Below are 24955 nucleotides of genomic sequence, written 5' to 3' on the forward strand. Positions count from 1 at the left end.
ACTCTCGAACTCTCAGCCGACGGAGAACAGGCGCGCCTTGCGCAGTTGGACTTTGAGTGTCTGGCCCGGCCGCACTTCGAGTGGCGGCGCCACCACGCGCAGCAGGGTGCCGTCGACGGGGAAGCGGTACTCGGTGGCGTGTCCGAGGAACAGGCGAGCGGAGAGGGGCAGCGAGGTTCCCTGCTCGCCCAGCGCCAGGTCCTCGGGGCGGACGACGAGGGTGGCGGGCCCAGGGCGAGCGAGCGTGTCGGCCGGGAGCTGGAACAGGGTGCCGCTCCGGGCGGTGTGGAAGGCGCCCTCGCGCACCTCGCCGGTGAGGACATTCGCGCCGCCGACGAAGCCCGCGACGAAGGGCGTGGCAGGCTCGCGGTACAGCGTCTCGGGCGCGTCCACCTGCTCGAGCACGCCCTGGTTCATCACCGCGATGCGGTCCGACAGCGCGAGCGCCTCGCCCTGGTCATGCGTGACGAAGACGAGCGTGGTGCCCAGCCGCGCGCGCAGGGCCGCCAGCTCCGCGCGCAGCTCCTCGCGCAGCGCCGCGTCCAGGTTGGAGAGCGGCTCGTCCAAGAGCAGCACGCGAGGGCCCGCGACGAGCGCGCGCGCCAGGGCCACGCGCTGGAGCTGGCCGCCCGACAGCTCATGAGGTCTGCGCGTCGCCAGTGCCTCCAGACGGACCCAGCGCAGGGCCTCGCGCACCTTCTCGGCCACCTCCGCCTTCGGCATGCGCCGCAGCGTCAGCGGATAGGCCACGTTCTCCTCCACCGAGCGGTGGGGCCAGACGGCATAGCCCTGGAACACCATGCCCAGGCCGCGCTGCTCGGGAGGCACGCGCACGCCCGGCCCCGCCACCATCTCTCCGCCGATGCGGATGACACCCGTGTCGGGATGCTCCAGGCCCGCGAGCATCCGCAGCGTCGTCGTCTTGCCGCAGCCGGACGGGCCCAGCAGCGAGACGAGCTCGCCTTCGCGGACCTCCAGGCTCAGGCCGCGCACCACGGGCGTGGCGCCGTAGGACTTGAACAACCCCTCCAACGAAATCGCCGCCATCACCGAACCTCCGCCGCGCGCCGGGCCACCAGCGCGAGCACCGCCTGCCCCAGCACCACCAATGCGACGAACGCGCACGCGAGCACCGCCGCCGCCGCCGGGTCCGCGTAGCTCTGCAAGTCGAACAGCAGCTTGCCCAGCACCTCCGAGCCCGCGGGCACCAGCAACACGGACATGGTGATTTCCGTCGCGCACGAGAGGAAGGCCAGGATGAAGGCCACGGTGAGCGCGGGCCGCAGGAGCGGCAGGGTCACATCGACGAAGGCCCGCAGCGGGCCCGCGCCGCTGATGCGCGCCGCCTCCGTCAGCGACGGGTCCAGCTGCGCCAGCGCCTCCGAGCTGTTGCGCGTCCCCAGGGCCAGGTACTTCGCCGCGTACGCGATGAGCAGCAGCCACGGCGTGTGCGCCAGCGCCAGCACGAAGGCCACCTTGTCCAGCAGGATGAAGCGCCAGTCGCGCGAGAAGGCGAGCAGCAGCGCCAGGGCCAGCACCGTGCCCGGCACCGCATAGGGCCATACGGCAACGGCCTCCACGCCGGCACCCAGGCGACGGAAGGTCCGCTGGAGCAGCGCCGCCGCCAATCCCAAACCACAGACGAGGACGCCGGCACCCGCCGCCAGCAGGAGGCTCAGCCCCGTGGCGCGCAGGGTGCGTGGCTCCAGCAACACGCCGGACCAGTGCGAGAGCGTCAACTCCTCCCACGTGAGGTTCGCGCCGAAGCTGCGCTGGAGCGACGTGAGCAGGATGGCGGCCAGGGGCAGCAGCACCAGCAGCGCGCACGTGCCCGCCACGCCCCCGGTGACCCAGACGCGCGCGCGGCCCAGGGTGAGCGGGCGCGAGGCCAGTCCCTTGCCGGTGCTCAGGCGCACGCGGCCGGAGCGGCCCAGGGCCCACGTGGCCAGCAGGGACAGGGGCGTGAGCAGGAGCAGCGCGAGCGCGAGCGCGGAGGCCCGGCCCAGGCCCTCGTCGCCGAGCAGGACGAGCTCATAGATGCGCGTGGTGAGCACGCGCGTGGGCGGAGACGCGGACACGCCCAGCAGGTACGGCACGCCGAAGGAGGACGCCGCCATCAGGAACACCATCACCGCGCCGGACAGGAGCGACGGGAGCACCAGCGGCACCGTCGTCGTCAGCAGGGCTCGCGCGGGCGAGGCGCCGCACACGCGCGCGGCCTCCTCCAGCGCCGGGTCCACGCGTCGCAGCGCCGCGGCGCCCGCCAACAGCACCAGCGGCAGGCCGGACAGTCCCTCCACGAAGGCGATGCCCACCGGGCCATGGATGTCGAGCGTGCCTTCTCCCAGGAGCCGGTTGAGATAGCCCGCGCGGGGACTGGCCAATGACAGCCAGCCCATGCCCCAGATGAACGCGGGAATCGCGGAGGGCAGGGTGAAGAGCACGGTGAACGCCCCGCGCAGCGGCAGGTCCGTGCGGAACAGCAACAGCGACAGGGGTGTGCCCAGCGCGAGTGCGAGCACCGCCGCGCCTCCGGAGATGGCCAGCGTGTTGCCCAGCGCGCCCGACTCCGACGCCAGCCACTCCCAGCCCAGCTCCCCCGGGGCCCCCGCGCCGCGCGCGAGCAGCAGCACCACCGGGCCCACCGCGAAGAGGACCAGGGGCACAAGCCACGCGAACAACCCGAGCCACCGCGCCGACGTGCTCATCGCGAGAAGGCCCGGCTGAAGGCTTCCTTGATGACGCCGCCGCGCGCGAGGCCCTCCTCCATCAGCGCGGGCGTCCACGGCTGCGTGCGCGTCAGCAGGGTGTCCACGCCGGGCTCACCTCCCGGGCCCGGGAGTCGGGGGTCCACCGCGTGCATGTCACCCTTCTCGACGATGAGGCGCTGGCCCTCCGGAGACAGCAGCACGTCCACCACCGCCTTCGCCGCCACGGGGTTGGGCGTCGTCGCGAAGAGGGCCACCGGCCCGGGGATGGTGACGGCGCCGTCGGTGGGCCAGACCACCCGAATCCGGCTGCCGCGCGAGCGGGCCGTCAGCGCGTTCTCCAGCAGCAGCACGCCCGCGTCCGCCTCGCCGCTCTCCACCTTCTGGAGCACCGCCGCGTTGCCTCCCGCGACGATGGCGCCGCGCTCGCGCAGGCCGGTGAAGTACCCCTCGCCATGCTTCGTCCGACAGAACACCGCCCACGTGAAGGCGGTGCCCGACGTGAGCGGGTCGCCGATGGCCACGCGCCCCGTCCACGTCCCGTCCACCAGCGCCGCGAAGGACGTGGGCGGCGGCGGCGAGTCCTCGCGGTGCACCAGCACCATGGTGGACACGCGGATGGAGGCATGGCGCGCGTCCAAATCCAGCAGCGAGCGCGGGACGCGCAGCACGTGTGGTGAGGCGTAGGGCAGGAAGGCGCCCTCGCGCGCGAGCCGCTCGACGAAGAACGGGTCCGACGCGGAGAGGATGTCAGCGCGCACGGCGCCCGCGGCGCGCTCGGCCTCCAGTCGGCTGGCCACCTTCTCGCTGCCGGCCTGGTACCAGCGCACGGTGACGCCGGGCAGCTTCTTCTTCAGCAGCGGCTCCAGCGCGTCCAGCACGTGCTGGTACATGGACGTGTAGACCCAGACCTCGCCGGACGGCGTGCCCTCGTGCGAGAGGGTGGCGCCGGAGGAGGGCGCGGCGGACTCGATGCGACACGAGGAGAGCACGGCCAGCGCGAAGACGAGGCCGGCCGCTCGGGCCAGGGCGGGAAGGGACATTCGCCCGGGATTATGCGGCACGCGGGGCGACTGTCCTCAAAAGGAAAGCCCCCTCCGCGCCGCGCTGGCACGGAAGGGGCTGTCCGTCGACATGCGCGCCCGCGCTACTTGCAGGTGCGAGGCGGCATGGCGTCAATCCAGTCGGCGATGAGCTGCGAGCCCGCGTCATGGCGCAGGGCCCGGCCAATCTCCGGCATCATCTTCCCCGACTCCTCGGTGTTCATGCGGTACCAGAGGATGGACGTGGCGTGGTCTCCGGGGACGATGTCGAACTCACCGCCCACGCCGCTGCCCGCGGAGCCCGGCCGCTTGCAGTGGCCCAGGCTGAACTCGTCCGTCGTCTTGATGTCCAGGAACAGCCGGCTGGTGATGCCGGGCTGCGCCTTCGGGTTGTGGCAATGCGCGCAGTTGATGTCCAGGTACGTGCGCGCCCGGACCTCCAGGCTCGCCTCGTCCACGTTGAAGGCATCCGGCGCGCGAGGAACCTGGATGGCGGGAGGCAACCCCGTCAGCTTCCCGAGGTCCGCCAGGTGCTGGAGCTGGTTCAGCGTCTGCCCGCCATAGACGTAATCCCGGTTGAGATACCGGGCCTTCACGCCGATGGGCAGCAGCTGCTGGTTGTCCTGCTCGTCCACCACGTGGTGGCACTTCTGGCACTGGTTGCGCTGGGGCACCAGGTAGTCGAACTTCTTCGCCACGCCCTCGGCGTCGATGAACTCGAAGTTCTTGAACACCTTGCCGCCCACGGCCTTGTCCGCCTCCGTCAGCGCGTCGTTCCAGACGTAGGGATACGCCTCCCAGCCGTTCGGCTGTCGCACCAGGATGCGCGTCTCCAGGGGGCGCACGTTCTTGTCCGGCTCCCGGAAGTCGGCGGGGAACGCGAACGTCTTGGTGATGATGGTCCCCACCGGCAAATCCAACACGTCGGACGCCGAGTACACCGCTGCCTTGCCCGCGGGCACGTACAGCGTGCGGGACTTGAGCGAGTAGTCGGAGAACAGCGGTGTGGTCAGCTCGTAGGGGACATTGCCCGCCACGGGCTGGAAGTCGCCGGTCGCCGGAGTCCCCGTGAAGAGGCCCAGCTCCGACAGCTTGTTGGGGATGGTGACGGTGCCCTCGGGCTGCCCGGCATCGGGCGTTCCCGCGTCCGTCCCCGCATCCACACCGGCATCGGGTTCACCCGCGTCCGGCCCCGAATCAGGCGTGGACGGAGTGCCGGAGTCACCCGCGTCGGGGGTGCCGCTGTCCACCGGCGTGGGGTTTCCCGAGTCCGGAGTGCCGTCGGCTCCAGGCGGGTCGTCCCCACCGGAGCAGGCGGCCACCGCCGCGGCGAGCAGCACCGCGGCGAGGCCCAGGCGAGTCATGTACGGCGCGCGCATGGCGAGTCAGTCCTTGAACCGCCGCTCAGGGAAGCGCCAGCCCGGGGCTGAAGCCCGTGCAGTTGAACGGCGCCGCGCCCTGGTCGTAACGGCGCGTCTCCGCCCAGGCACCCGCCACGTCGGGCTCCGCCGACATGAGCTTGGCCGTCACGGCCTGCAGGTCCAGGTCCACGATGGACGCCTTCGTGGTCGAAGGCACCGTGTTGTTGACGAAGCACAGGCGCACGCCGTTGGGCACCGCCTCGTTGCGCGGCGCCGGGTCGATGCCATCCCACAGCACGTGCTCCACGCGGTCCACGCCGTGCGCGGCCTTGCCGTAGGCATAGACGCCCGTCACCAGCGCGCCCAGCGGACGACGCGCCGGGTCCGGCGTGCCGTTGTCCACGCTGGTGCCGCTGCCGCCCGTGAAGGTGTTGCCGTGGACGTACACGTCCGCGCTGGCGAAGTTGTAGAAGCCCGCCGCCCACAGGATGGGGTTGGGTTCAATGGCGAAGCCGCTGAGCACCGCGATGTCCACCGTGTTGTTGTCACCCCACGTGTTGCCCACGAACTCCACCCGGCGCGACGCCAGGATGAACGTGCCCGTGCCCGCCGGCACCTGCGACACCGTGCTGCTGCTCGCCGTCACCGACGCGAAGTTGGGGCGGTTGTTCCCGGTGATGATGTTCTTGGTGATGAGGATGTCCGTGCCCTTGATGGGGTTGCCCGGCAAGTCGAACACCACCAGGCCCGTGGTGTTGTCGATGGCCGTGTTGCCCTCCACGTAGGCGAACTTCGTGTTCTCGATTTCGATGCCCGCCACGTTCTTCTTCGCGATGTTGCGGCGGACGATGGTGTAGCGCGTCTGGCCCACGTAGATGCCGGCGTCGGCCGCGTTGTACGCCTCGCTGTCCTCGATGAGCACGTAGCGCGACTTCACCGGGTAGATGCCGTACTTGCCGTTGTTCTCGTTGTTCTCCTGCGCCCACTCCGTGCGGATGCGCTGGATGAACACGTTGGCGGAGTTCTCCACGCGCAGCGCGTCCTTCTTCGCGTTCCACAGCGCCAGGTCGCGCACGGTGAACAGCTTGCCAATCACGTCCAGGCCGTTGGTGTTGGAGGCGGCGTTGGAGAAGTCCAGCACGGTGCTGGCGGTGCCACCGGTGCCCTCACCCTGCGCGCCACGGCCCGCGCCGGCGATGGTGATGCCGTCCTGACGGATGGTCACCGCGTTGTCGAAGTGGAACGTGCCCGCGCCCAGCTGAATCGTGGTGCAGGGCGCCAGGTCATTGACGGCGTTCTGCAGCGCCTGCTCCTGACCCGGATTGAAGCTCACCGTCGTCCGCTGCGCGTCGGTACATGAGAACTCCACGGGGTACCGGGTCACTGCGTCCGGCGTGCCCGAATCCGGCGTGCCCGAATCCGGCGTGCCCGAATCCGGCGTGCCGGGACCCTCGCCCGTATCCGGGTTCGGGCTCGCGAACGTCCGGTCATCGGCGTCGTCAGAGCAGGCGGGAATGACGAGCAGACTCAGCGCGGCGACGAGCACGGCACGTGACACACGCGAAAGCGGCAGACGGTTCATCAGGCTTCCTCCTGCGGTAATGCGCGCCCCGTTCGACTCTGACGAGTGCGAAGCTGAGAGGCGCGGCGAGGGAATGCGCGAATCCTCGTCTCCGCGAGGCCCGACCTCAAGGGTTCGGTGAGGAATTCCTCCACGCCTGGGTTTCGTGACGCGGTGCGATGTGCGAAGGAATTAAGACTGTATTTTTCGCGGGTGAGGAGACGCGTCCCACGTGCTGCCCTACTTCCCCTTCGAGCAGGACGCCTATGCGATGGCACTTGGAGTACGCGCCCTGCGGGCGGGTGAAATACTCATCGAGATAGACGCACTGCATTATGCGGCTGAGCTGGCGTTGAAGGCGTCGCTGCTGCGCGAGGATCTCCCATCGCGCTTCCAGGCATTGCCAGGCACCGAGCCGCTCCAATGGGAGGTTTTGCGGCTCTTGCTGACGCGGATGGCGGAGCAGTCGCCCGGACACTTCACGCGGCTCGAAGGCGAGGACGGACGCTGGCACTGGCGCAACGGGGTGCTCGGCACGGAGGAGACCTTCCTCCCCGGGGACGCGAACAGCCTGTCCCTGGCGCCGCTGGACTGGGTGGGCCGACAGGTGCAGGAGGACCTGCTCGTGCTGGACGGCACGCGCGAGGGCTTCCCGCTGGTGGCGGGGCAGCTCTGCTTTCCCTCCGGCTGGAGCCTGGACGAGAAGCTCGGCCGGTCCTTGTTGGAGGTGCACGCACCGGTGCCGCGCTTCGCCGAGCAGGTGGGGGCCGCCACGCTGCGGTTGATGGACGGCCTCAAGCCGGGGCGCACCGTCACCCGCTGCAACTGGGCCGTCACCGTCACGGACCGGCTGTGCATGGAGCCCCGCGCGCGGGCGGAGTGGGCGCACCTCTTCGAGGGCCTCACCCCCCAGAACGCCGGGGAGCGCTGCTTCCTGCGCCTGGAGCGCCAGACGCTCAGCCGCCTGCCGGAGTCCGGTGCCATCCTCTTCACCATCCACACGTACCTGGCCCCAGTGGCCGGCGAGGTGCCCACGCCCGAGCGGCGCCACCGCCTGGCCCAGGTGCTGCGCACCGTCCCGGACGACATGAGCGGCTACAAGCGCCTGGGCCCCTTGCGCGAGCCGCTGCTCGCCTGGCTGGAGACTCCTTTCGCCTCGAAGGATTCCTCCGAGTCACCCTGAGTCCAGCCCCTGGAAGACGCCGGGTGGAGAAATATCCCACCTGATTGAACGGCCTCCAAAGTCAGGCGTCGTCGCGAGTGTCGCGGAGCAGATGGACGCGCGTTTCTGTAGTAAGTCGCCCCTCCGGGAAGTGTGACTGGCAGCGGGTTCGCTGCCGCTGCAAGCCAAGGAAGGGCAAACACATGCGGAAGATGTGTCTGGTTGCGATGATGCTGAGCCTGGGGGCGTGCCAGCCTCAGGGTGCGAAGGACGGCAGTGCCACGGCGACGGCGACCGCGGGCGCGGCCGCCAACCCGCAGAGCGAGGACCAGAAGACGCTGTACGCGCTCGGCCTGTCCATCGGCAAGAGCATCAGCGTGTTCGACATGACTCCCGAGGAGCTGGAGTACGTCAAGGCGGGCCTCACCGCGCAGGTCAAGGGCGACAAGCCCGCGGTGGAGCTGGAGACGTACGGGCCGAAGCTGCAGGAGCTGGCGCGCGCGCGCAGCACCCAGAAGGCGGAGAAGGAGAAGGAGACCTCCAAGAAGTTCCTGGAGGACGCCGCCAAGGAGCCCGGCGCCTCGAAGACGGAGTCCGGCCTGGTCTACAAGGAGCTGACCCCGGGCACGGGTGACTCTCCGAAGGCCACGGACATCGTGAAGGTGCACTACAAGGGCACGCTGCCCAACGGCACGGAGTTCGACAGCTCCTACAAGCGTGGCGAGCCCACGCAGTTCCCCCTCCAGGGCGTCATCAAGTGCTGGACGGAGGGCGTGCAGAAGATGAAGGTCGGCGGCAAGGCCAAGCTGGTGTGCCCGTCCGACATCGCCTACGGCGACCGCGGCGCGCCCCCGAACATCCCGGGCGGTTCGGCCCTGGTGTTCGAGGTGGAGCTGCTGGAGATCGTCAAGCCGCCCGAGGCGGCTCCCGCCGGTGCCCCGGGTGCGCCGGGCGCTCCCGCGACGCCTCCGTCGGCCGCGCAGAAGAAGTAGTCATCCCCCGCTCCTCTTGAAGGAGCAGGAGACACGAGGGCTGGCGGGGGAATCCCTTGCCAGCCCTCTTCGTTTGGGGCGGGCGAGTCGCCCGACGAGGAGACACCATGCACCGTCACCTGTTGCTGCTGCTGGGCGCGTTGTTGCTGGTGGGAGGCTGCACGCGGGGCAAGCCCCGGGAGGTGCTGCGCGAGCCGTCACCCACGGGCGCGGTCTCCGAGGCCGAGTTCAAGGCGATGCACACCCTGCGCGAGGACGCGCCTCCGGAGCTCAAGGGCCAGGAGGTGGAGGTGGCCGGGACGAAGGCGTACCTGAGCCTGCCCCCTGACGCGAAGGCGCCGCTGCCCGCCGTGCTGCTCATCCACGAGTGGTGGGGCCTGAATCCTCACATCAAGCACTGGGCGGACCGGCTGGCGGCCAACGGCTATGCGGCGCTGGCGGTGGACCTGTACGGGGGCAAGGTGGCCGCCAATCCGGACGAGGCGATGGCGCTGCTCAAGGCGGTGGACCCGGCGCGCGCGACGCAGGTGCTGAAGGCGGCGTACACGTTCCTCCAGGACGACGCGCGGGTGCGCGCGACGCGCACGGGGAGCCTGGGCTGGTGCTTCGGTGGCACCTGGTCGCTGCGGGCGGCCATGACGCTGCCGGAGCTGGACGCGGCGGTCATGTACTACGGCCACCCGGTGACGGACCCCCAGGAGCTGGCCTCCATCCGGGCGCCGCTGCTGGGCATCTTCGGGACGAAGGACGCGTCGATTCCGCCGGAGACGGTGCAGGAGTTCCGGGAGGCGCTGAACGCGGCGGGGGTGCGCCACCGCATCATCGAGCTGGAGGGCGAGCATGCGTTCGCCAACCCCTCTGGCCAGCGCTACGACGAGCGCGCGGCGGCGATGGCCTGGGCGGAGACGTCGATGTTCCTGGAGCACCACCTGAAGCGCTGAGCGGGTGAGCGGATGTCCGGCGGTCCACACGTGCGCGCGTGAGCGTGACGCGGGGTTGCTCCCGGGCTCCAGGTCGGCTTGAACGCGAGGCACGGCTTCGGGAGGTGCGGTTGTCGAGGATTGGCGTGAGTGTCGCGGTGTCTCTGGGCCTGTTGCTCGCCGGAAGCGTGGCCCTGGCGGGGGCACCCGTCGTGGACGACGTACCGCCGCCCTTCGCGGGAGTGTGGCGTCGGCCCGACGGGGGGCTGGTACGGGTAGGGCGGGATGCGTCGTCGGCCTTCCTGATGGACTTCAGCTCGCGGCGACGCTGGCGGCTGGAGCCTCGGAGTGAAGGACTGTGGTCGCTGGAGGGCAGTCGGCCCGCGGCGCTGGCCCAATGGCGCGCCCCCACGCTGACGTTGAGCGGGGTGGCGCCTGGCGCGCTCGTGCTGGAGCCGGTGCCGGTGCGCACGGAGGAGCTCACGCTGCGCGCGGCGGGCGACGTCAGCTTGTCCGCCACGCTGTGGCTGCCGGCGGGAGAAGCGCCTCGCCACGCGGTGGTGCTGTTGCACGAGGCGGGGCAGGGCACGCGCGAGTCGCTGGAGCCCTATCCGGCGTTCCTCGTCGAGCAGGGGCTCGCGGTGCTCACGTTCGACGCGCGCGGCACGGGGCGCTCCACGGGGGACAGTCAGCCGTGGGTGTCCGGGGTGCGGGAGCTGGCGGAGGACGGGTTGGTGGCGGCACGGGCGCTGCGCGAGCGGGTGGCCGTCGGCGGCGCGGTGGGATTGATGGGCTTTGGCCAGGGCGCGTGGACGGCGGTGCGCGCGGCGGCGCTCGCGCCGGAGGACGTGGGCTTCCTGGTGCTGGTGTCCGGAGGGGGCGGGGCGGTGTGGAAGCAGGAGCAGCACCGCATGCGCAACGAGGGCCGTCGTCGAGGGCTCACCGGGCCGGAGCTGGTGGACCTGACGGAGTTCCTCGACGTGTTCTACGACGCGCGCCTGTACACGGACGAAGGGCAGACACGCGCGCTGAAGACGCTCGACTTCCAGCTCCAGCGGGCCAAGCGCAAGCGCTGGTACGCGGTGACGGCGCTGCCGCCCTTCAAGGGCCTGCCGGTGGAGCGCTTCCTGGAGGTGCAGCGCAAGGTGTGGCGCAACGTGCTGTCGTACGACTCGGCGGAGGACCTGGGCCGCGTGCGAGGGCCGGTGCTCGCGCTCTTGGGTGAGCGCGACGAGACGACGCCCGCGGCGCTCACGGCGCGGGCGCTCAATCGCGGGCTGAAGCTGCGGCCTGGAGCGCCAGGCCGCGCGCTGGTGAAGGTGATTCCGCGCGCGGACCACTGGCTCGCGGAGCCGGCGCGGGAGGACCAGCCCGGGGTGGAGGTGGTGACGAGAGATGCGCTCGACACCCTCTCCGCGTGGCTGCGCGCGTTGGAGCGCTGAACGCTCGGGCGCGGCTCAGTAGGGCCGCTGACCCGAGTAGTTGCCCGGGGGCGCGTAGTTGCAGACCCAGAGCTGCCACGTGGGGAACTGGCTGCCCCACGGAGAGTTCGTCGTGCACACCTGCGTGGCGCAGCCGACGCGCTGCGTGTTGCGCCACACCACCTGCGTGTAGTGGCCGCACTGCTTGCCGCTCGTGCACGAGTTGTTGGCGAGGTTGTAGTCCTTGGCCTCGTCGCTCCAGCCCTCCACCACGTCCCGGGTAGACAGGGAGTTCGGCGTGGCGGCGGTGAGGTTCTCACCGTAGTTGCCGCGCCCCGCGTTGTGCTCGAACTTGCACTTCGCCGCGTAGTTCTTCGCGACGGTCTCCGCGGCCGTGTCCCAGGTGAGCGGCGCCAGCGCGGGGCTCGGCGTGGGCTGCGCCGAAGCGCGGGTGGCGTTGTGTCCCGCGAGCATGTCCTGGGCGAACTGGGACAGTGTGCCCGAGCCGGAGTCAGGCGTGCCCGAGCCGGAGTCTGGAGCCCCCGAGCCGGAGTCTGGAGCCCCCGAGCCGGAGTCTGGAGCCCCCGAGCCGGAGTCTGGAGCCCCCGAGCCGGAGTCCGGGGTGCCTGAGCCCGAGTCAGGCGTGCCGGAGTCTCCGTTGGAGGGGTTGTCATCGGAGGGCTCATCCGAGCCGCACCCGGCGCCGGTGGCGAGCCAGGCCGCGAGGAGACCGCAGGTCAGCAGGGGTCGGACGAGGGAGCGGTTCATGGCGCGGATTATCCGCCGCGTCCGGCGCGACTGAAAGGGTGCGCGAGCGGAGTACCCGTGACGGCGCGACTCAGTAGGGCCGCTGTCCGACGAAGTTTCCGGGCGGCGTGTAGTTGCACACCCAGAGCTGCCACGTGGGGAACGCCTCACCGAAGGGTGAGTTCTTCTTGCACAGCACCGTGGCGCAGCCGACGGCGGCGGTCTTGCGCCACACCACCTGCGTGTAGTGGCCACACACCTTGCCCTGCTTGCAGGTGTTGCGTGCGTGGTCGTAGTCGGTGACTTCGTCCGCCCAGCTCTTCACCACCTGTCGCGTCCCCCACGCATCGGGAGTGGCGGCGGCCAGGTTCTCGCCGAACTCACCCCGGTCCGGGTTGTGCTCGAACTTGCACGCCTTCGCCCAGGAGGCGGCCTGTCGCGCGGCCTCATCGGACCAGACGAGCGGCGGAAGCGCGGGCTTCGGAGCGGGCCGGGCCTCGGCGCGCGCCGCGTTGTGCGCCTCCACCATGTCCCGCGCGAAGGTGTTCGCGGGAGCTGGCGAGGGGCGCGGCTCCTGCGGCGTGCCACGCGCGGGGGCCTGCTGTCCCCGGGACGCGGTGGCGGCGGCGCGCTGGGCCGTCGAGGACTTGCGCTGACCCGGCTTCGAGGCCGGGATGCAGCTGAGCGGAAGAACGAGCAGGACGAGCAGAGGCCAGCGGAGCGCGGCGGAAGACGGACGCATGACCTGAATGATGCGTCAGGATGTCCCCGGGTGCATGAGGTCTGTGCCTACCCCCCGAACCCCGCGAGCTCCCCCGTGCCGTCCGCGCCGAAGCTCGTGACGTTGGGGACGCCCATGGCCCGCATCATGGAGATGTAGAGGGTCGCGATGGGCACGCCCGGTGCGCGCAGGTGTCGGTCCGTGGCGACGGCGCCCCCGCCCTTGCCGGCGAGGAGCACCGGCAGGTTCCGGTGGATGTGCGCGTTGCCGTCCTCGATTTCACTGGTGAAGTACACGAGCGAGCTGTCGAGCAGCGAGGCCCCCGTCGCGTCTTTCAGCTCCTTCAGTCGCCGCACGAGGTAGGCGTACTGCTCCACCTCCCACCGGTCGATGCGCGCCAGGGCGTCGAAGTTGGACTGGACGAACTGGTGATGGGAGTAGGCGTGGTGTCCGCCGCTGAGCCCCAGGAAGCCATACACCTTGTTGCTGCGGGCATTGGCCATCATGAACGTCGCCACGCGGGTGAGGTCGCATTGGAAGGCGAGGACGATGAGGTCCATCATCGCCTTCGTCTTGGTGCGCGGGTCCTCGTCTTCGCCAGGCGCGACCTGGACGCCGCAGGCGGGCCCCTGCTGGCCCAGGGCGTCCACCTGCTTCTCCAGGTCGCGGACGCTGGTGAAGTACTCGTCGAGCTTGCGCTGGTCCGTCGCGCCGAGCTGCTTCTGGAGCGCGGTGGCGTCCTCGCGCACGAAGTCGATGATGCTCAGGCCATAGGCGCGGCGCTTCGCCACCTGGGCCTGCGTCGTCCCGGGGTCGACGCCCGCGAACAGCCGGTCGAAGACGGCCTTGGGGCGCGCCTCCTTGGCCATGGGCGTGCGGGGGCCTGCCCAGGAGATGTTGTTGGCGTAGGGGCACGCGTAGCCGGAGTCGCAGTTGCCGATGCCTCGGCCCGCGTCGTTGCCCAGCTCCAGCGAGGGATAGCGCGTGGCCTTCTGCCGGGCCAGGTGGTTGGCGATGACCTGGTCCATGGAGATGCCCGCGTGGAAGTCGGTGCCCTCCGTCTTGAAGGCCTTGGTGCAGGACAGCAGCGCGGCGGTGCCCGCGGCGTGGTGTCCGTCTCCATCCGGCCTGCCCGCGTCGTTGGCGAGCCCGCTGATGACGAGCACGTCGCTCTTCACCGGTGCCAGGGGAGAGAGCGTGGGCGTCAGCTCCCAGGTGGGGCCGGTGCCGGACGGCGTCCACTTCGCCATGTGGATGCCATTGGGCACATAGAAGACCGCCAGGCGCTTCGCGGTGGGCAGGGCCTCGGCGGCGCGCGCGGTGCCGGGCACCATCCGCTCCAGGAGGGGGAGCGCCATCAGCGCCCCCGCGCCACGCAGCAGGGTCCGACGGGAGAGCTTCTTGTTCATGGTGACTGGGCCTCCGGGTCTCCCCGTCGGGAGGTGAAGTGGTCGCTGAGGACGATGGCGAGGATGTAGTCGCTGAGTCGTCCGCCGCTGGCCTCCGCCGTCGCCGCCATCTCCTTCACGGCGCAGAGGTCTTCTTCCGCCATGCCTCGGCCGAGCGCATAGGTGAGCAGGTGCTCGGTGAGGCACGCGGGGAGCTTCGGGTCATCCTTGACGAAGCGCCGCATGTCCGCGCCGCCGTTGAGGACGGTGCCGTCGGGCAGGTCTCCCGTGGCATCCACCGGCGCGCCGCTGACCTCGTGCAGCCGCCAGCGGCCGATGGGGTCATAGTTCTCCAGCGCGAGTCCCAGCGGGTCCATCATCCGGTGACAGCCCTGGCACTGGGGCAGGCTGCGGTGCAGCGCCATGCGCTCCTTCATCGTCATGTGAGGGTTCACCGGCGGCGGCAGTCCCTCGACGTTAGGCGGCGGCGGCGGTGGCGCGGAGCACAGCAGCTGCTCCAGCACCCAGACGCCGCGCTGCACGGGCGAGGTGCGGTCCGGGTTGGAGGTGACGGTGAGCAGCGAGCCGTGGCCGAAGATGCCCTGACGCTCCGGATGGCCAGACAGGTCCACGCGCTTCGGTGTGGCGCTGCCGGGCGGGGGCAGGCCGTAGTGGGTGGCGAGCACGTCATTCACATAGGTGAAGGGCACATCCATCAAGTCCCTCAGCTTGTGGTCTCCGGTGATGAACTCCTGGAATACCCGCTCGGTCTCCTGGCGCATGGCCTTGCGCAGCGGCTCGTTGAAGGCGCCGTAGAGCGTGGGGTCCGGCTCCGCCGATTCGAGCGCGCGCGTGAAGAGCCACTGTCCGGCGAAGTTGCTCACCAGGGCCTGGGCCTTGGGGTCCGCGAGCATGCGGCGCACCTGGGCCTCCAGCTCCTCGGGCGTGCGCAGCTTGCCCTGCTCGGCGGCCTGGAGGAGCACCTCGTCGGGCATGCTGCTCCACAGGAAATACGAGAGGCGGCTGGCCACCTCGAAGTCGTCGAGCCGGCGCGGCGTGGTGGCCCCTGGCTCCGGGTCCTTCTCCACGCGGAAGAGGAAGTGGGGCGACACGAGCACCGAGCGCAGGGCGAGCTTCACCCCCACCTCGGGCGGGTCTCCCTGCTGCCGGGCGAGGGTGAGGGCGCGCAGCAACCGGTCCACCTCCTCGGGTGCCACGGGGCGGCGCCAGGCGCGGCGTGCGAAGCGGGAGAGGATGTCGCGAGCGCAGGGCTCGGGATTGGCTGCGTCCAGCACGCAGGTGCGCAGGTGGCCGTTGCTCCAGGCGGTCTCCACCAGCTTCTCCGCCGCCGTGGCGTACTTCTCCAGCAGCAGGGGCGACATGCTGAGCACGTCCGCGTTGTTGTCGAAGCCGTAGCCGTGGTCATCCGTCGGGAAGTCGCGCGCGGGGCGGGTGGTGTCGCCCAGCAAATCCCTCACGGTGGCGTCGTACTCGGCGCGGTTGAGGCGGTGCAGGGTGACGCGGCCCGGGTCCTTCGAGGCGTCCTTGCACTCGTCGTTCTGGGCATGGGGATTGTCCTCACCCGGGAGGACGCGGGCCTTGGGCAGGGAGTCACCCTTGCAGCCGGCGAGCAGCAGGATGCAGCCCGCGCTCGCGAGCCAGTGCATGCGCCTTCGTTCGTGAAGCCTGGGTGTCACGTCCTCTTCCCCCTTTCACCGCGCCGCGCCTGGCGGAGCCGGGTCGGGGCAAAGCAAGACGCTCACCAGGAAGATGCGCTGGACGGTGGACGGACGGGCGCCCTGGGGGGAGGGGTGGACGGGAGGGGTGTGGCCTTGCGTGGGGTGTGGGGGGATGCGGAGGTGAAGCGGGTTGCCCCGCGTGGGGCCTGGGGTGGGGCGAAGGAGGAAGCGGGAGATGACGTGGAAGCGGCGTCGGGGCTCCGGTAGAGGAGAAGGGCCATGACTTCATCGCGTGCCGATACCGCCGTCGCTGACGACTTCCTGTTGCTGGTGGACGTCCTGCCGGAGGGGTTGCGAGAGGTGGTGCGAGCGCTTGCTTCCACGCAGGTGCTGGAGGTGGTGTTGGATTTGGGGCGTGCGCCGGAGGCGCGGCTGGTGGACCAGGTGGTGCGGCTGCGCGAGGCGCCGGTGGGGCTGGAGGATCTGCAGCAGGTGTTGGAGCGGGTGGGGGCGCCGGGGGAGGACAACCGGGCGGGCATCGAGCGGACGTTGCATCGCGTCTCGGCCATCCGGAATCGGCGAGGGCGGGTGGTGGGGCTGACGTTGCGGGTGGGGCGCGCGGTCTACGGCACCATCGACATGCTGAAGGACCTCATCGGCTCGGGGCGCAACCTGTTGCTGTTGGGGCGGCCCGGGGTGGGGAAGACGACGAAGCTGCGCGAGGTGGCACGGGTGCTCGCCGATGATCTGGGCAAGCGGGTGATGGTGGTGGACACGTCGAACGAGATTGGCGGGGACGGGGACGTGCCGCATCCGGGGATTGGGGGCGCGCGGCGGATGCAGGTGTCCAGGCCGGACCGGCAGCACGACGTGATGATCGAGGCGGTGGAGAACCACATGCCCGAGGCCATCATCGTGGATGAGATTGGGACATCGGCGGAGGCGTCGGCGGCGCGGACGATTGCGGAGCGCGGTGTGCAGTTGGTGGCAACGGCGCACGGCAACACGTTGGAGAACCTGGTGCTGAACCCCACGTTGTCGGACCTCGTGGGCGGGGTGCACACGGTGACGCTGAGCGACGATGAGGCCCGGCGTCGGCGCACCCAGAAGACGGTGAGCGAGCGCAAGGCGCCGCCCACGTTCGACATCGTGGTGGAGATGGTGAGCCGCGACGAGGTGCGCGTGCACGCCGACACGGCGGAGGCGGTGGACCGGCTGCTGGCGGGCAAGGACGTGGGCGGCGAGCGGCGAAGGCAGGACGCGGTGACGGGACGGGTGGAGGTGGAGCCGGCGAAGGCGCTGCCACCGGTGGAGCTGGGACGCGGCCCGATGGTGAGACGTCCGGTGGGGCAAGTAACGTCGCCCATCCCCCTGAGGGGCGTGGATGCACCGCCCCCACCGCCGACTGTCATCCCTGAGCCTGCATCGAATCCCGCGCTCATCGACTCACCTGAATCTCCGAGCACGACCCACCCATCGGCGCCTCCTGCGACACAGTCGACGCGCTTCTCCGCACGACGCGTCGACGAGTCCGCCGAAGCCTGGCCCGCCGAGGAGACCAAGGGGCTCACGCGCCTCTATCCGCACGGAGTGAACCGCGACTTGCTGCTCCGGGTGCTGCGCGAGCTGCCCGTGGAGGTCCGGCTCGTGAGCCGGCTGGAGTCCGCGGACCTGGTGGTGACGCTGCGCTCTCGCGCGAATGACCCGAGGATGCGGCGGGTGGTGGCGAAGACAGGCGCGCGCGTGGAAGCGGTGAAGCGCGCCAGCTCCACGGAGCTGCGCCGGACGCTGAAGGCGTTCTTCAACGTGCTGGAGGGCGTGGACGAGGACGAGGTCCGCGATGCCGTCACGGAAGCCGAGCACGCGGTGCAGCGGGCCTTGAGCGAAGGGGTCTCCGTGGCCCTGGCGCCGCGTCAGTCCCGGGTGCGCAAGCTCCAGCACCGCCTGGTGAGCCGCTACCCGCTGGAGGCCGTGAGCCACGGCAGCGAGCCCTCACGGCACCTGGTCATCTACCCGCTGGGCGCGGAGCTCGACGCCGCGCTCGCGAAGGAAGACGACGAGGGGAGCCCGTGACTCACGGGCTCCCCAGGAGCAACACTCGCGACTACTTCGCCGCGTCCACGTAGGCGCGGTACGCGTCGAAGCCGTAGTCGCGACCGAGGAAGTCCTTCACCAGCTCCGCGGCGGGCTTGGAGCCACCCGGCTCCAGCACGGTGCGGCGGTACTTCATCGCCGTCTCACGGTCCAGGTAGCCCTTCTTCTGGAACTCCGTCTCCAGGTCCTTCGCGATGACCGAGGACCACAGGTACGTGTAGTACGCGGCCGAGTACCCATCCAGGTGCCCGAAGGCCAACTCGAAGTGCGTACCCGGGCGGTGCTCGTGCTTGAACGGGCTGAGCTTCGTCTGCTGCTCCACCAGCGCCGTCGTCGTGTCGAAGCCCGGCTTGCGCGAGTAGTAGTCCAGGCTCACCGCGGACAGGAACAGCTGCCGCCGCGCCCACAGGCCCTTGCCGAACTCCTTCGACGCGTTGAGCTTCTGCACCATCTCCGCCGGAATCGCCGCGCCCGTCTCGTGGTGCTTGGCGAACTCCTTGAGCACCTCGGGGTTGCCCGCCCACTGCTGAAGCAGCATCGACGGCGTCTCCACGAAGTCCCACTCCGTGCGGATGCCGGTGATTCCGCTCCACTGCTGCTTGCCGGAGAACACCGCGTGCAGCAGGTGGCCGAACTCGTGGAAGAAGGTCTCCACCTCGTCATGCGTCATCAGCTCGCCGGGGCGCGCGAAGTTGCACACCAGGGTGCCCTCCGGCAGCCGCTTGCCGGCCTGACCCGACGCCAGGTCGAACTGCGCCGCGTGCTTGTACTTGTCGTCGCGCGGGTGCATGTCCAGGTAGATGCGGCCCAGCAGCGTGCCGCCGTCGAGCACGTCATAGGCCTCGACTTCCGGGTGCCACACCTTCGCGTCGTCGGCGCGGCGGTACTCAATCCCCCAGATGCGCGAGGTGATGTCCATCACCCCCGCCTTCACCCGGCCGTACTCCAGATAGGGCCGCACCTCCTGCGAGTCGAACCCGAAGCGCTCCGCGCGCAGCCGGTCCTCGTAGTAGTCCTGGTCCCACGGCTCCAGCGTCTTGGCGCTCGGGACGTCCTTCTTCTTGCGCGCCAGCAGGTCCGCGAACTCCTGCTTCGCGCGAGCCTGGGTGGCCGCCGCCAGCCGGTCGATGAACTCCGACGCCGCCTGCTGCGTGCGCGTCATCTTCGTCTCGGTGGTGTACGCGGCCCAGCTCGGATAGCCCAGCAGCGTGGCCAGCTCGTAGCGCTTGGCGATGAGCTGCGACAGCACCGCTTGGTTGGCGGGGAACGCGCGCTGGCGGTAGGTGCGCCACAGCTTCTCGCGCGCCTTGCCGTCCTTCGCGTACGTCATGAAGGGGAAGTAGTCCGGGTAGTTGGTCGTGATGACCACCTTGCCGTCCTTCCCCACCGGGTGCGTCTTCACGTAGTCGGCGGGCAGCCCGTCCAGCTCCTTCGGCGTGAGGGACACCTGACGCACGCCCTCGGCGATGTTCTTGCCGAACTGCTGGCCCAGCTTGAGCAGCTCCTCGTTGAGCGACTTCACCTTCGCGCGCACGGCGTCATCGCGGTCCACGCCGGCGCGGCGGAAGTCGAGCAGCGTGCGCTGCATCCAGTACTTCGTCGGCCCGTCCGCCTGCGACAGGTCCACGGCGGACAGGGCGTCATAGACGCCGCGGTCCTGCGAAATCTCCACGTTGGTGGTGTCCACGCGCTGCTCGCACTCGCGGGCGGAGTCGCGGAAGGCCGGCAGCGGATGGACCTCGCGGGCGAGGCTCGCGCGGTTGGCCGCTGCGATGAGCGAGCCCGTCGCCTCGTCATACGCCGCGAGCACGGCCTTGCCGTCCTTGCGCGCGTCCAGCTTCTTCAGCGCGATGACCTGACCCTGGGCCCGCTCGATGTCGGCGGTGCACGCGGCGGTGAAGGCCTCCGCGGTGCCGGAGAGCACGTCGGCCGTGCGGGGCGGGGGAATCGGCTGGGCGGCGGGAGCCGTGGCCTCCGGCGCGGGTGTGGCGGGCGCGGTGGCCTGCTCGGGAGGCGGGGTGGGCTCGGTGGCCGCGGAGCCATGCGTACAGCCGGCCGCCGCCAGGGCCGCCGTCAGGGTGAGCGCAGTCAGTCTCTTCAAGGGCAGATTCCTCCGGGTTCCATCGCAAACGTCCGAGCGTCATGCCACATCCCGGCCTGCTTCGCTCGCCCGTCCCCCGGTGCGCCTGACATTCTCCCGGTGGGCTCGCCAGCGCGGGCAGGAGGCACGCGAACATGGTGAAGGAGCCGGGCAGGAGCGCGCGTTGAATGTCGACGACTGCACGGAGCTGTTGCGGTGGGCCGCGCCCCGGCTGCGATTGCGCCTGGAGGGTTTCCACCGGGTGCGCGGCCAGGTCTGCAAGCGCCTGGGACGGAGGCTCCAGGAACTGGGGCTCGCGCACCTCGCCGCGTATCGCGACCGGCTGGAGTCGGACCCGGAGGAGTGGGCCGTGCTGGACGCGCTCTGTCGCGTCACCATCTCCCGCTTCTACCGCGACGCGCGAGTCTTCGATGCGCTGCGGGACGAGCTGCTCCCCGCGCTGCTCGAGTCCTCCCCCGTGCTCCGCGTCTGGAGCGCGGGCTGTGCGTCCGGCGAGGAGCCCTACACGGTGAGCATCCTCTTCCGCCTGGGCCTGCTGCCGCGCTTTCCCCAGGCCCGGCTGGAGCTGCTCGCCACGGAGGCGGACGCGGCCCTGCTCGCCCGCGCCCGACGCGGCTGCTACCCCCAGGGGACCCTGCGCGAGCTGCCACCGGACTGGCGGCCCCGCGTCTTCACCGGCTCCGCCGTCGAGCCCTGTCTCACCCCCGAGTACCGTGAGGGTCTCATTTTCCTTCACGAAGACTTGCGAGCCCGCATGCCGCCGGGGCCGTTCCACCTCATCCTGTGTCGCAATGTCGCCTTCACGTACTTCGCGCCGTCGCTCCAGCGCGAGGTGCTGGCGGGGCTCGTGTCCCGGCTCGCGCCCGGGGGATTGCTCGTCGTCGGTACGAGGGAGTCACTGCCGGACGGAGGCGCGGAGCTGGAGCGGGTCGCAGGCACGCTGCCCATCTTCCGTGTCCCGGGTACGCGTTGAAGTCGGACCGGGTCTCCGCGCACCCGTGAGACATGGTTCATGTTTCACACAGGAGGTGTGAGTCACGGGCATGTGACGCACCCGGCCTTGAGTGGGAGCAGGGCGCCCGGTACCACCGCTTGTCTTTCGGGGCCAAGTCCCCTGGCCGGAGGAAATGCAACGATATGCGCAAGGTGCTCTGTGCGGTCGCGACGTTGATGCTGTGGGCCTGTGGTGGTTCGGGCGGTGAGCCTTCTCAGCCCAAGCAGGAGGGGCTGTCGCTGTCCGCCGAGACTGGCGACACGCGTGGCACCTTCGCTCGGGACGGAGGCGAGGTTTCGTTCTCCGCGCGCGAGGTGGAGCCCGGTGTGTACAGCCTGGAGGTGCGGCTGCGCGGGATGACGCTCGCCGGTCTGTTGGATCCGGCCAGTGGTGTGTCCACGATGGATGGCTTCGCGGACGAGGGCGCGGCCGACACGCAATTGACGGACGCGGACCGGGAGCTGCTGTCGGCGTTCTACGACGCGCTGAGCGCCGAGTTGCCCACGGGTGACGCGGCGGCTCCGGAGGCGATGTATCTGCGTCGCGCGGTGGGCCTGTGGGCGCAGCACCCGTCCACCGTGGAGCTCCAGCGCACGGTGATGGGCGAGCAGGGCCGTGGCTACACCATGCTGTGCAGCTATGCGCGCTGCAACGGCAAGAACACCGGGAGCTGCGGGGGCGTCTACAACTGGTACTCGTATGCGAAGCACGACTGCAACAAGGGCGGCTTCAGCTTCGCGGGCAACCAGCAGATCGCCCAGCTCGGCGACCACACGTCGTGCGGCGGCGACGAGTTCTACATGAGCGGGAGCACCTGGCTGTGCGGCGAGCCGGACCACTGGTCGCGCCCCAAGGTGATGGGCAACTGCTTCGGCCGCTGCGGCGGCGGGTGCGGTGGTGACACCCAGTACACGCTGGATGCCACGAACCACGACGGCTGCGTGCGCAATGGCCACGCTCTGGCGAGCGCCTATTGTGATGACCAGTTCGTGTCCGCCACGGACGACGAGCTGTTCGCCTCCAACTGCTACTGAGACATGCGCATTCGTCGTGGAAGCTGGGGCGTGTGGGTGAGCGGGGCCGTGTGGGCCCTGCTCGCGTGTTCGTCCACGGCCTCGAAGACGGAGGCCGCGGAAGAGACGGTGCGGCGCTTCTTCGAGGCGCTCCCTTCGGAGGACTGCGCGGTTCTGGGACCGCTGCTGGCCACCGGAGGGAGCATGCGTCCGTGCGAGGAGGCCGTGCGAGAGATGCACGAGCACGGCCTGTCGCTTGTCGGTATCGTCGAGTCCAAGTTGGATGGCAGGGATGCGGACGCGGTGCTGGTGCGGGCGCGAATCGCGCGTGACGGCGAGGTCGCCAAGGAGCCGTGGTTGTTGCGCGTGGAGCGTCACGCTGGTGGCTGGCGCGTCCGCTTCTGACGAGGGCGAGCGATGAAGAATCGAAACCGACTGATGCTGGCGGCGGGAGTGGCGCTCGTCGTGGCCGTGGCGCTGGGTCTGCTGTGGCCCGCGTCCCCGTCGGAGGCTCCCGGTGTCCCCGAGGTGAGGGAGGCGGCCTCCGCGCCGCCGTCAGCGCCTCCGCCCGCTCGCTCCGTGGCGGCGGTGGCGCCTGTTCCCGAGTCCCCGCCAGACTCCGAGGCGGCTCCCCGTGACGCCACCGTGGTGGCCCTGCGGCCCGGGGATGTGGCGCCGGAGCCGGAGGTGGCGAATCCGCCGCCGCAAGTGAATGACGAGCTTCAGCCGGAGCTGCCCCAGACGGCGCAGTGGAAGCTGGAGAAGACGACGCACATCACCACGCTGCTGGGGCGCGAGGTGGAGCGGCTGGAGCGCGAGCGGGACAGCGTGGAGGCGCGGGGTGACCCGGAGCGCGTGCGCCAGGTGGAGACGCTCCTCCAGCGTCACCGGAGCCGGTTGGTGAAGCTGCGCGAGGAGGTTCGCACGCTGACCGAAGCGGCGGCGGAGGAGGCCGCTCGTGAAGGCCGTCCGGCGCCGTGAGGTGTCCTGCTTACTCCGTCGCGTTGAACGCGTCGTGGTAGGTCACCTGCGCGACGGGCCAGTGTCCGGTGAAGGAGACCGCCTGGAAGTACTCGGCGGGCACGTCGGGCAGCACCAGCTCCGGTCGAGGCAGGAAGCCGAAGCGCTGGTAGAAGGCCGGGTCGCCGAGCAGCACGCAGCCCGAGGCGCCGAGGGCGCGCAGTTCGCCCAGCGCCGACGTCATGAGCCGGGCGCCGATGCCCTGGCCCTGGCGCTCCGGCAGCACGGAGATGGGGCCCAGGCCGTACCAGCCTGTCTCTCCGGACGAGAGGCTGACGGGCGAGAGCGCGACATGGCCGACGATGACCCCGTCGTCCTCCGCGACCAGGGACACGGACAGCACGCCCGCCCGTCGGAGCGCGTTGACGATGAACTGCTCGGTGTGGCTCGTGTGGGGTGCGTCCAGGAAAGCGGCGGTGGTGAGCCGTTCGATGGCGGCGCTGTCGGCGGGAGTCTCGGGTCGAATCGACAAGGGCATCGGTGTTCCTCGCGGCCGTGCTTCGGTGGAGTGGCCCGTCAGCGGCGAAGGGCCCGTCGCCATGTGCCAGAGGCTTTCACTCATGATGCCGGACGGAGCAGGAGCCTCAGCACGTGAGCAAACCACCGAGGACCTGCTGGATGAAGGACTGTCTCGCACCGGCGAGGTCGCCGTGCACGTCCTGACGCCCAGGGGCAGCCCCCCTGTGCACCGCCTGTCGCTCGGTGGGCATGCGCACCGGACGACCCCTGGAGAAAGACCCCCTTGGAGCGTGTCATGACCGCTGTCCATGGCCTGCGCGTTCGCGACCTCCTGTGGAGGACGCCCGGTGCAGGGGCTGCACTTCGCGTCGCGCGATGTCTCGGGTTCGGGGTGCTGATGTGGCTGACAGCCTGTGCGCCCGTCGCGGAGGAGCGCGGAGAACCCGTCGACACACCAGGACAGACGTCACATCCCATCGTCCAGGGCACGGACGCGCCGGATGATGTCGCCACGGTGGCACTGGTCGCTCGCCGGACCCGGTGCAGCGGAGAGTCACCGTTGCTGCTCTGCTCCGGAGTGCTCATCGCGGCGGACGTGGTGCTGACGGCGGCGCACTGTCTGGACCTGTTCGGCGTGGAGGGCGCGCACGAGGTGTTCTTCGGAACGACGGTGTCTCCGACGCCGGATGGCTCGGGCCTCTTCGTCCGGGTTTCTGAGGCAGTCCTCCATCCGCGCTATGTGCCGAGCACCCATGCCTACGACGCGGCGCTGCTGCGGCTCGCGGCTCCAGTCGAGGTCTCGCCTGTAGCTCTTCCGGAAACCGGTGCAGCCTTGTCCCAGGGCGCACGCGTGCGAGCCGTGGGCTACGGCGACACGAAGGACGTGAACGCACCGTCGGGCCGTCGGCGCCAGGGAATGCTCCAGCTGACGAGCGTGGAGCCCGCCGCTTTTCGAGCAGGCCCGGCACCGGGGATGAGCTGCGTGGGCGACAGCGGAGGCCCCGTGCTCGCGGGCGATGGAGTCCTCGTCGGGCTCACCGTGAGCGGTGACGTGGCCTGTCGTGCCGAGGCCGTGAACGTTCGAGTGGACGCGCTGCTGGAGGACTTCATCCATCCGTTCCTCGCGAGCACTCCACCGGCTCCAGTGTCCACACTCGCGCCCGAGGCGCTGTGCCGTGAAGCCTGCGAAGAGGACGCCCAATGCCCCTCTGGCCTCACCTGTGTCACGACGGAGGGAGCCCCAGGTCGGTGCCTGCTGCCCGCGCTTCGAGAGGGGGCTTTCGGCGCGACCTGCACCGAGGATTCCGCGTGCGGAGCGGGAGGAATCTGTGCCCGTCTGGAGTCGCAGGGAGAAGACGCCTGTCGTTGCTTCACGCCCTGCACCCCACCGCCTCCAGATCCCGAGCCCGAGGCACCGGACGAGGCCTCGGAGGGAGGCTGTTCCAGTGCTCCCGGGCTCGTGATTTTCGGGGTGTTGGCGCTGGTAGGAGTCAAGCGGCGGCGTCGATTTCGGCCTTCGAAAATCGCGCTCCACGAGCGATGAACACCTGAGTACAGGACCCGTGTCTGGT

General features: G+C 70.2%; 21 protein-coding genes. 10 read left to right on the plus strand and 11 right to left on the minus strand.

Features of this window, described 5'->3' with window-relative positions:
* Positions 1–12: 12 nt before the first annotated feature.
* From LZ199_RS44540 to LZ199_RS44560, 5 genes are all read right to left on the minus strand, one after another.
* Entirely contained in the window at positions 13–1047 is a 1035-nt protein-coding gene (locus LZ199_RS44540) for an ABC transporter ATP-binding protein (RefSeq protein ID WP_253999928.1), read from the minus strand.
* Positions 1047–2708, minus strand: a complete 1662-nt coding sequence (locus LZ199_RS44545; RefSeq protein ID WP_253999929.1) for an ABC transporter permease — start codon at positions 2706–2708, stop codon at positions 1047–1049. Before LZ199_RS44545 ends, LZ199_RS44540 begins: the two co-directional genes overlap by 1 nt.
* The gene (locus LZ199_RS44550) at positions 2705–3751 is read right to left on the minus strand and encodes an ABC transporter substrate-binding protein (RefSeq protein ID WP_253999930.1); all 1047 of its coding nucleotides are present in this window, start codon (positions 3749–3751) and stop codon (positions 2705–2707) included. Before LZ199_RS44550 ends, LZ199_RS44545 begins: the two co-directional genes overlap by 4 nt.
* A 104-nt stretch (positions 3752–3855) precedes the next feature.
* Positions 3856–5130: an SO2930 family diheme c-type cytochrome gene (locus LZ199_RS44555; protein WP_253999931.1), complete on the minus strand. Its 1275-nt coding sequence runs from the start codon at positions 5128–5130 to the stop codon at positions 3856–3858.
* A 25-nt stretch (positions 5131–5155) separates the two neighbouring features.
* A complete protein-coding gene (locus LZ199_RS44560; protein WP_253999932.1) occupies positions 5156–6694 on the minus strand; it encodes a parallel beta-helix domain-containing protein in 1539 nt (512 codons plus the stop codon).
* Positions 6695–6905: 211 nt separating this feature from the next.
* Here LZ199_RS44560 and LZ199_RS44565 point away from each other — a divergent pair, with 211 nt between their 5' ends.
* The 4 genes from LZ199_RS44565 to LZ199_RS44580 all read left to right on the plus strand — a co-directional run bounded on the left by LZ199_RS44565 (position 6906) and on the right by LZ199_RS44580 (position 11189).
* Positions 6906–7856: a heme-dependent oxidative N-demethylase family protein gene (locus tag LZ199_RS44565; protein ID WP_253999933.1), complete on the plus strand. Its 951-nt coding sequence runs from the start codon at positions 6906–6908 to the stop codon at positions 7854–7856.
* 182 nt (positions 7857–8038) lie between these two features.
* A complete protein-coding gene (locus tag LZ199_RS44570) occupies positions 8039–8827 on the plus strand; it encodes an FKBP-type peptidyl-prolyl cis-trans isomerase (RefSeq protein ID WP_253999934.1) in 789 nt (262 codons plus the stop codon).
* A gap of 107 nt (positions 8828–8934) precedes the next feature.
* The gene (locus LZ199_RS44575) at positions 8935–9768 is read left to right on the plus strand and encodes a dienelactone hydrolase family protein (protein ID WP_253999935.1); all 834 of its coding nucleotides are present in this window, start codon (positions 8935–8937) and stop codon (positions 9766–9768) included.
* A 125-nt stretch (positions 9769–9893) separates the two neighbouring features.
* Positions 9894–11189, plus strand: coding sequence for an alpha/beta hydrolase (locus tag LZ199_RS44580; protein ID WP_253999936.1), 1296 nt, complete (start codon positions 9894–9896; stop codon positions 11187–11189).
* A 15-nt stretch (positions 11190–11204) separates the two neighbouring features.
* On the opposite strand, the gene LZ199_RS44585 is transcribed toward LZ199_RS44580, so the two are convergent.
* The 4 genes from LZ199_RS44585 to LZ199_RS44600 all read right to left on the minus strand — a co-directional run bounded on the left by LZ199_RS44585 (position 11205) and on the right by LZ199_RS44600 (position 15691).
* The gene (locus LZ199_RS44585) at positions 11205–11936 is read right to left on the minus strand and encodes a CAP domain-containing protein (RefSeq protein ID WP_253999937.1); all 732 of its coding nucleotides are present in this window, start codon (positions 11934–11936) and stop codon (positions 11205–11207) included.
* Positions 11937–12006: 70 nt separating this feature from the next.
* A complete protein-coding gene (locus LZ199_RS44590) occupies positions 12007–12657 on the minus strand; it encodes a CAP domain-containing protein (RefSeq protein ID WP_253999938.1) in 651 nt (216 codons plus the stop codon).
* 47 nt (positions 12658–12704) lie between these two features.
* Complete coding sequence (locus LZ199_RS44595; RefSeq protein WP_253999939.1) at positions 12705–14045, minus strand: DUF1552 domain-containing protein; 1341 nt, start codon at positions 14043–14045, stop codon at positions 12705–12707.
* Entirely contained in the window at positions 14042–15691 is a 1650-nt protein-coding gene (locus tag LZ199_RS44600; RefSeq protein WP_253999940.1) for a DUF1592 domain-containing protein, read from the minus strand. Before LZ199_RS44600 ends, LZ199_RS44595 begins: the two co-directional genes overlap by 4 nt.
* 291 nt (positions 15692–15982) lie before the next feature.
* On the opposite strand from LZ199_RS44600, the gene LZ199_RS44605 reads away from it, so the two are divergent.
* The gene (locus tag LZ199_RS44605) at positions 15983–17776 is read left to right on the plus strand and encodes a R3H domain-containing nucleic acid-binding protein (protein WP_267145183.1); all 1794 of its coding nucleotides are present in this window, start codon (positions 15983–15985) and stop codon (positions 17774–17776) included.
* A gap of 31 nt (positions 17777–17807) precedes the next feature.
* Here the strand turns inward: LZ199_RS44605 and LZ199_RS44610 are convergent, their stop codons facing one another.
* Entirely contained in the window at positions 17808–19898 is a 2091-nt protein-coding gene (locus LZ199_RS44610) for a M3 family metallopeptidase (protein ID WP_253999941.1), read from the minus strand.
* Positions 19899–20061: 163 nt separating this feature from the next.
* On the opposite strand from LZ199_RS44610, the gene LZ199_RS44615 reads away from it, so the two are divergent.
* From LZ199_RS44615 to LZ199_RS44630, 4 genes are all read left to right on the plus strand, one after another.
* Positions 20062–20871 (plus strand): CheR family methyltransferase, encoded by an 810-nt coding sequence (locus tag LZ199_RS44615; protein WP_253999942.1) that lies wholly within the window; start codon positions 20062–20064, stop codon positions 20869–20871.
* Between the two features lie 164 nt (positions 20872–21035).
* Positions 21036–21926 carry a hypothetical protein gene (locus LZ199_RS44620; protein ID WP_253999943.1) on the plus strand — a complete coding sequence of 297 codons (891 nt, stop codon included), beginning with the start codon at positions 21036–21038 and terminating at the stop codon, positions 21924–21926.
* Between the two features lie 3 nt (positions 21927–21929).
* A complete protein-coding gene (locus LZ199_RS44625) occupies positions 21930–22310 on the plus strand; it encodes a hypothetical protein (RefSeq protein WP_253999944.1) in 381 nt (126 codons plus the stop codon).
* Between the two features lie 12 nt (positions 22311–22322).
* Positions 22323–22886, plus strand: coding sequence for a hypothetical protein (locus LZ199_RS44630; RefSeq protein WP_253999945.1), 564 nt, complete (start codon positions 22323–22325; stop codon positions 22884–22886).
* Positions 22887–22896: 10 nt separating this feature from the next.
* Here LZ199_RS44630 and LZ199_RS44635 read toward each other — a convergent pair whose 3' ends face one another.
* Entirely contained in the window at positions 22897–23403 is a 507-nt protein-coding gene (locus tag LZ199_RS44635; protein WP_253999946.1) for a GNAT family N-acetyltransferase, read from the minus strand.
* A 276-nt stretch (positions 23404–23679) separates the two neighbouring features.
* On the opposite strand from LZ199_RS44635, the gene LZ199_RS44640 reads away from it, so the two are divergent.
* Positions 23680–24927, plus strand: a complete 1248-nt coding sequence (locus LZ199_RS44640) for a S1 family peptidase (protein ID WP_253999947.1) — start codon at positions 23680–23682, stop codon at positions 24925–24927.
* Positions 24928–24955 lie beyond the last annotated feature (28 nt).

The organism is Myxococcus qinghaiensis (assembly GCF_024198215.1).
GTDB classification, from domain to species: Bacteria; Myxococcota; Myxococcia; order Myxococcales; family Myxococcaceae; genus Myxococcus; species Myxococcus qinghaiensis.

Excerpts from the sequence above, each read along its gene's own strand:
- LZ199_RS44545 (WP_253999929.1), bottom strand. The coding sequence starts at position 2,708 with ATGAGCACGTCGGCGCGGTGGCTCGGGTTGTTCGCGTGGCTTGTGCCC.
- LZ199_RS44555 (WP_253999931.1), bottom strand. The coding sequence starts at position 5,130 with ATGCGCGCGCCGTACATGACTCGCCTGGGCCTCGCCGCGGTGCTGCTC.
- LZ199_RS44590 (WP_253999938.1), bottom strand. The coding sequence starts at position 12,657 with ATGCGTCCGTCTTCCGCCGCGCTCCGCTGGCCTCTGCTCGTCCTGCTC.
- LZ199_RS44625 (WP_253999944.1), top strand. The coding sequence starts at position 21,930 with ATGCGCATTCGTCGTGGAAGCTGGGGCGTGTGGGTGAGCGGGGCCGTG.
- LZ199_RS44575 (WP_253999935.1), top strand. The coding sequence starts at position 8,935 with ATGCACCGTCACCTGTTGCTGCTGCTGGGCGCGTTGTTGCTGGTGGGA.
- LZ199_RS44540 (WP_253999928.1), bottom strand. The coding sequence starts at position 1,047 with ATGGCGGCGATTTCGTTGGAGGGGTTGTTCAAGTCCTACGGCGCCACG.
- LZ199_RS44550 (WP_253999930.1), bottom strand. The coding sequence starts at position 3,751 with ATGTCCCTTCCCGCCCTGGCCCGAGCGGCCGGCCTCGTCTTCGCGCTG.
- LZ199_RS44620 (WP_253999943.1), top strand. The coding sequence starts at position 21,036 with ATGCGCAAGGTGCTCTGTGCGGTCGCGACGTTGATGCTGTGGGCCTGT.
- LZ199_RS44640 (WP_253999947.1), top strand. The coding sequence starts at position 23,680 with ATGACCGCTGTCCATGGCCTGCGCGTTCGCGACCTCCTGTGGAGGACG.
- LZ199_RS44585 (WP_253999937.1), bottom strand. The coding sequence starts at position 11,936 with ATGAACCGCTCCCTCGTCCGACCCCTGCTGACCTGCGGTCTCCTCGCG.
- LZ199_RS44630 (WP_253999945.1), top strand. The coding sequence starts at position 22,323 with ATGAAGAATCGAAACCGACTGATGCTGGCGGCGGGAGTGGCGCTCGTC.
- LZ199_RS44560 (WP_253999932.1), bottom strand. The coding sequence starts at position 6,694 with ATGAACCGTCTGCCGCTTTCGCGTGTGTCACGTGCCGTGCTCGTCGCC.
- LZ199_RS44570 (WP_253999934.1), top strand. The coding sequence starts at position 8,039 with ATGCGGAAGATGTGTCTGGTTGCGATGATGCTGAGCCTGGGGGCGTGC.
- LZ199_RS44635 (WP_253999946.1), bottom strand. The coding sequence starts at position 23,403 with ATGCCCTTGTCGATTCGACCCGAGACTCCCGCCGACAGCGCCGCCATC.
- LZ199_RS44605 (WP_267145183.1), top strand. The coding sequence starts at position 15,983 with ATGACTTCATCGCGTGCCGATACCGCCGTCGCTGACGACTTCCTGTTG.
- LZ199_RS44595 (WP_253999939.1), bottom strand. The coding sequence starts at position 14,045 with ATGAACAAGAAGCTCTCCCGTCGGACCCTGCTGCGTGGCGCGGGGGCG.
- LZ199_RS44600 (WP_253999940.1), bottom strand. The coding sequence starts at position 15,691 with ATGCACTGGCTCGCGAGCGCGGGCTGCATCCTGCTGCTCGCCGGCTGC.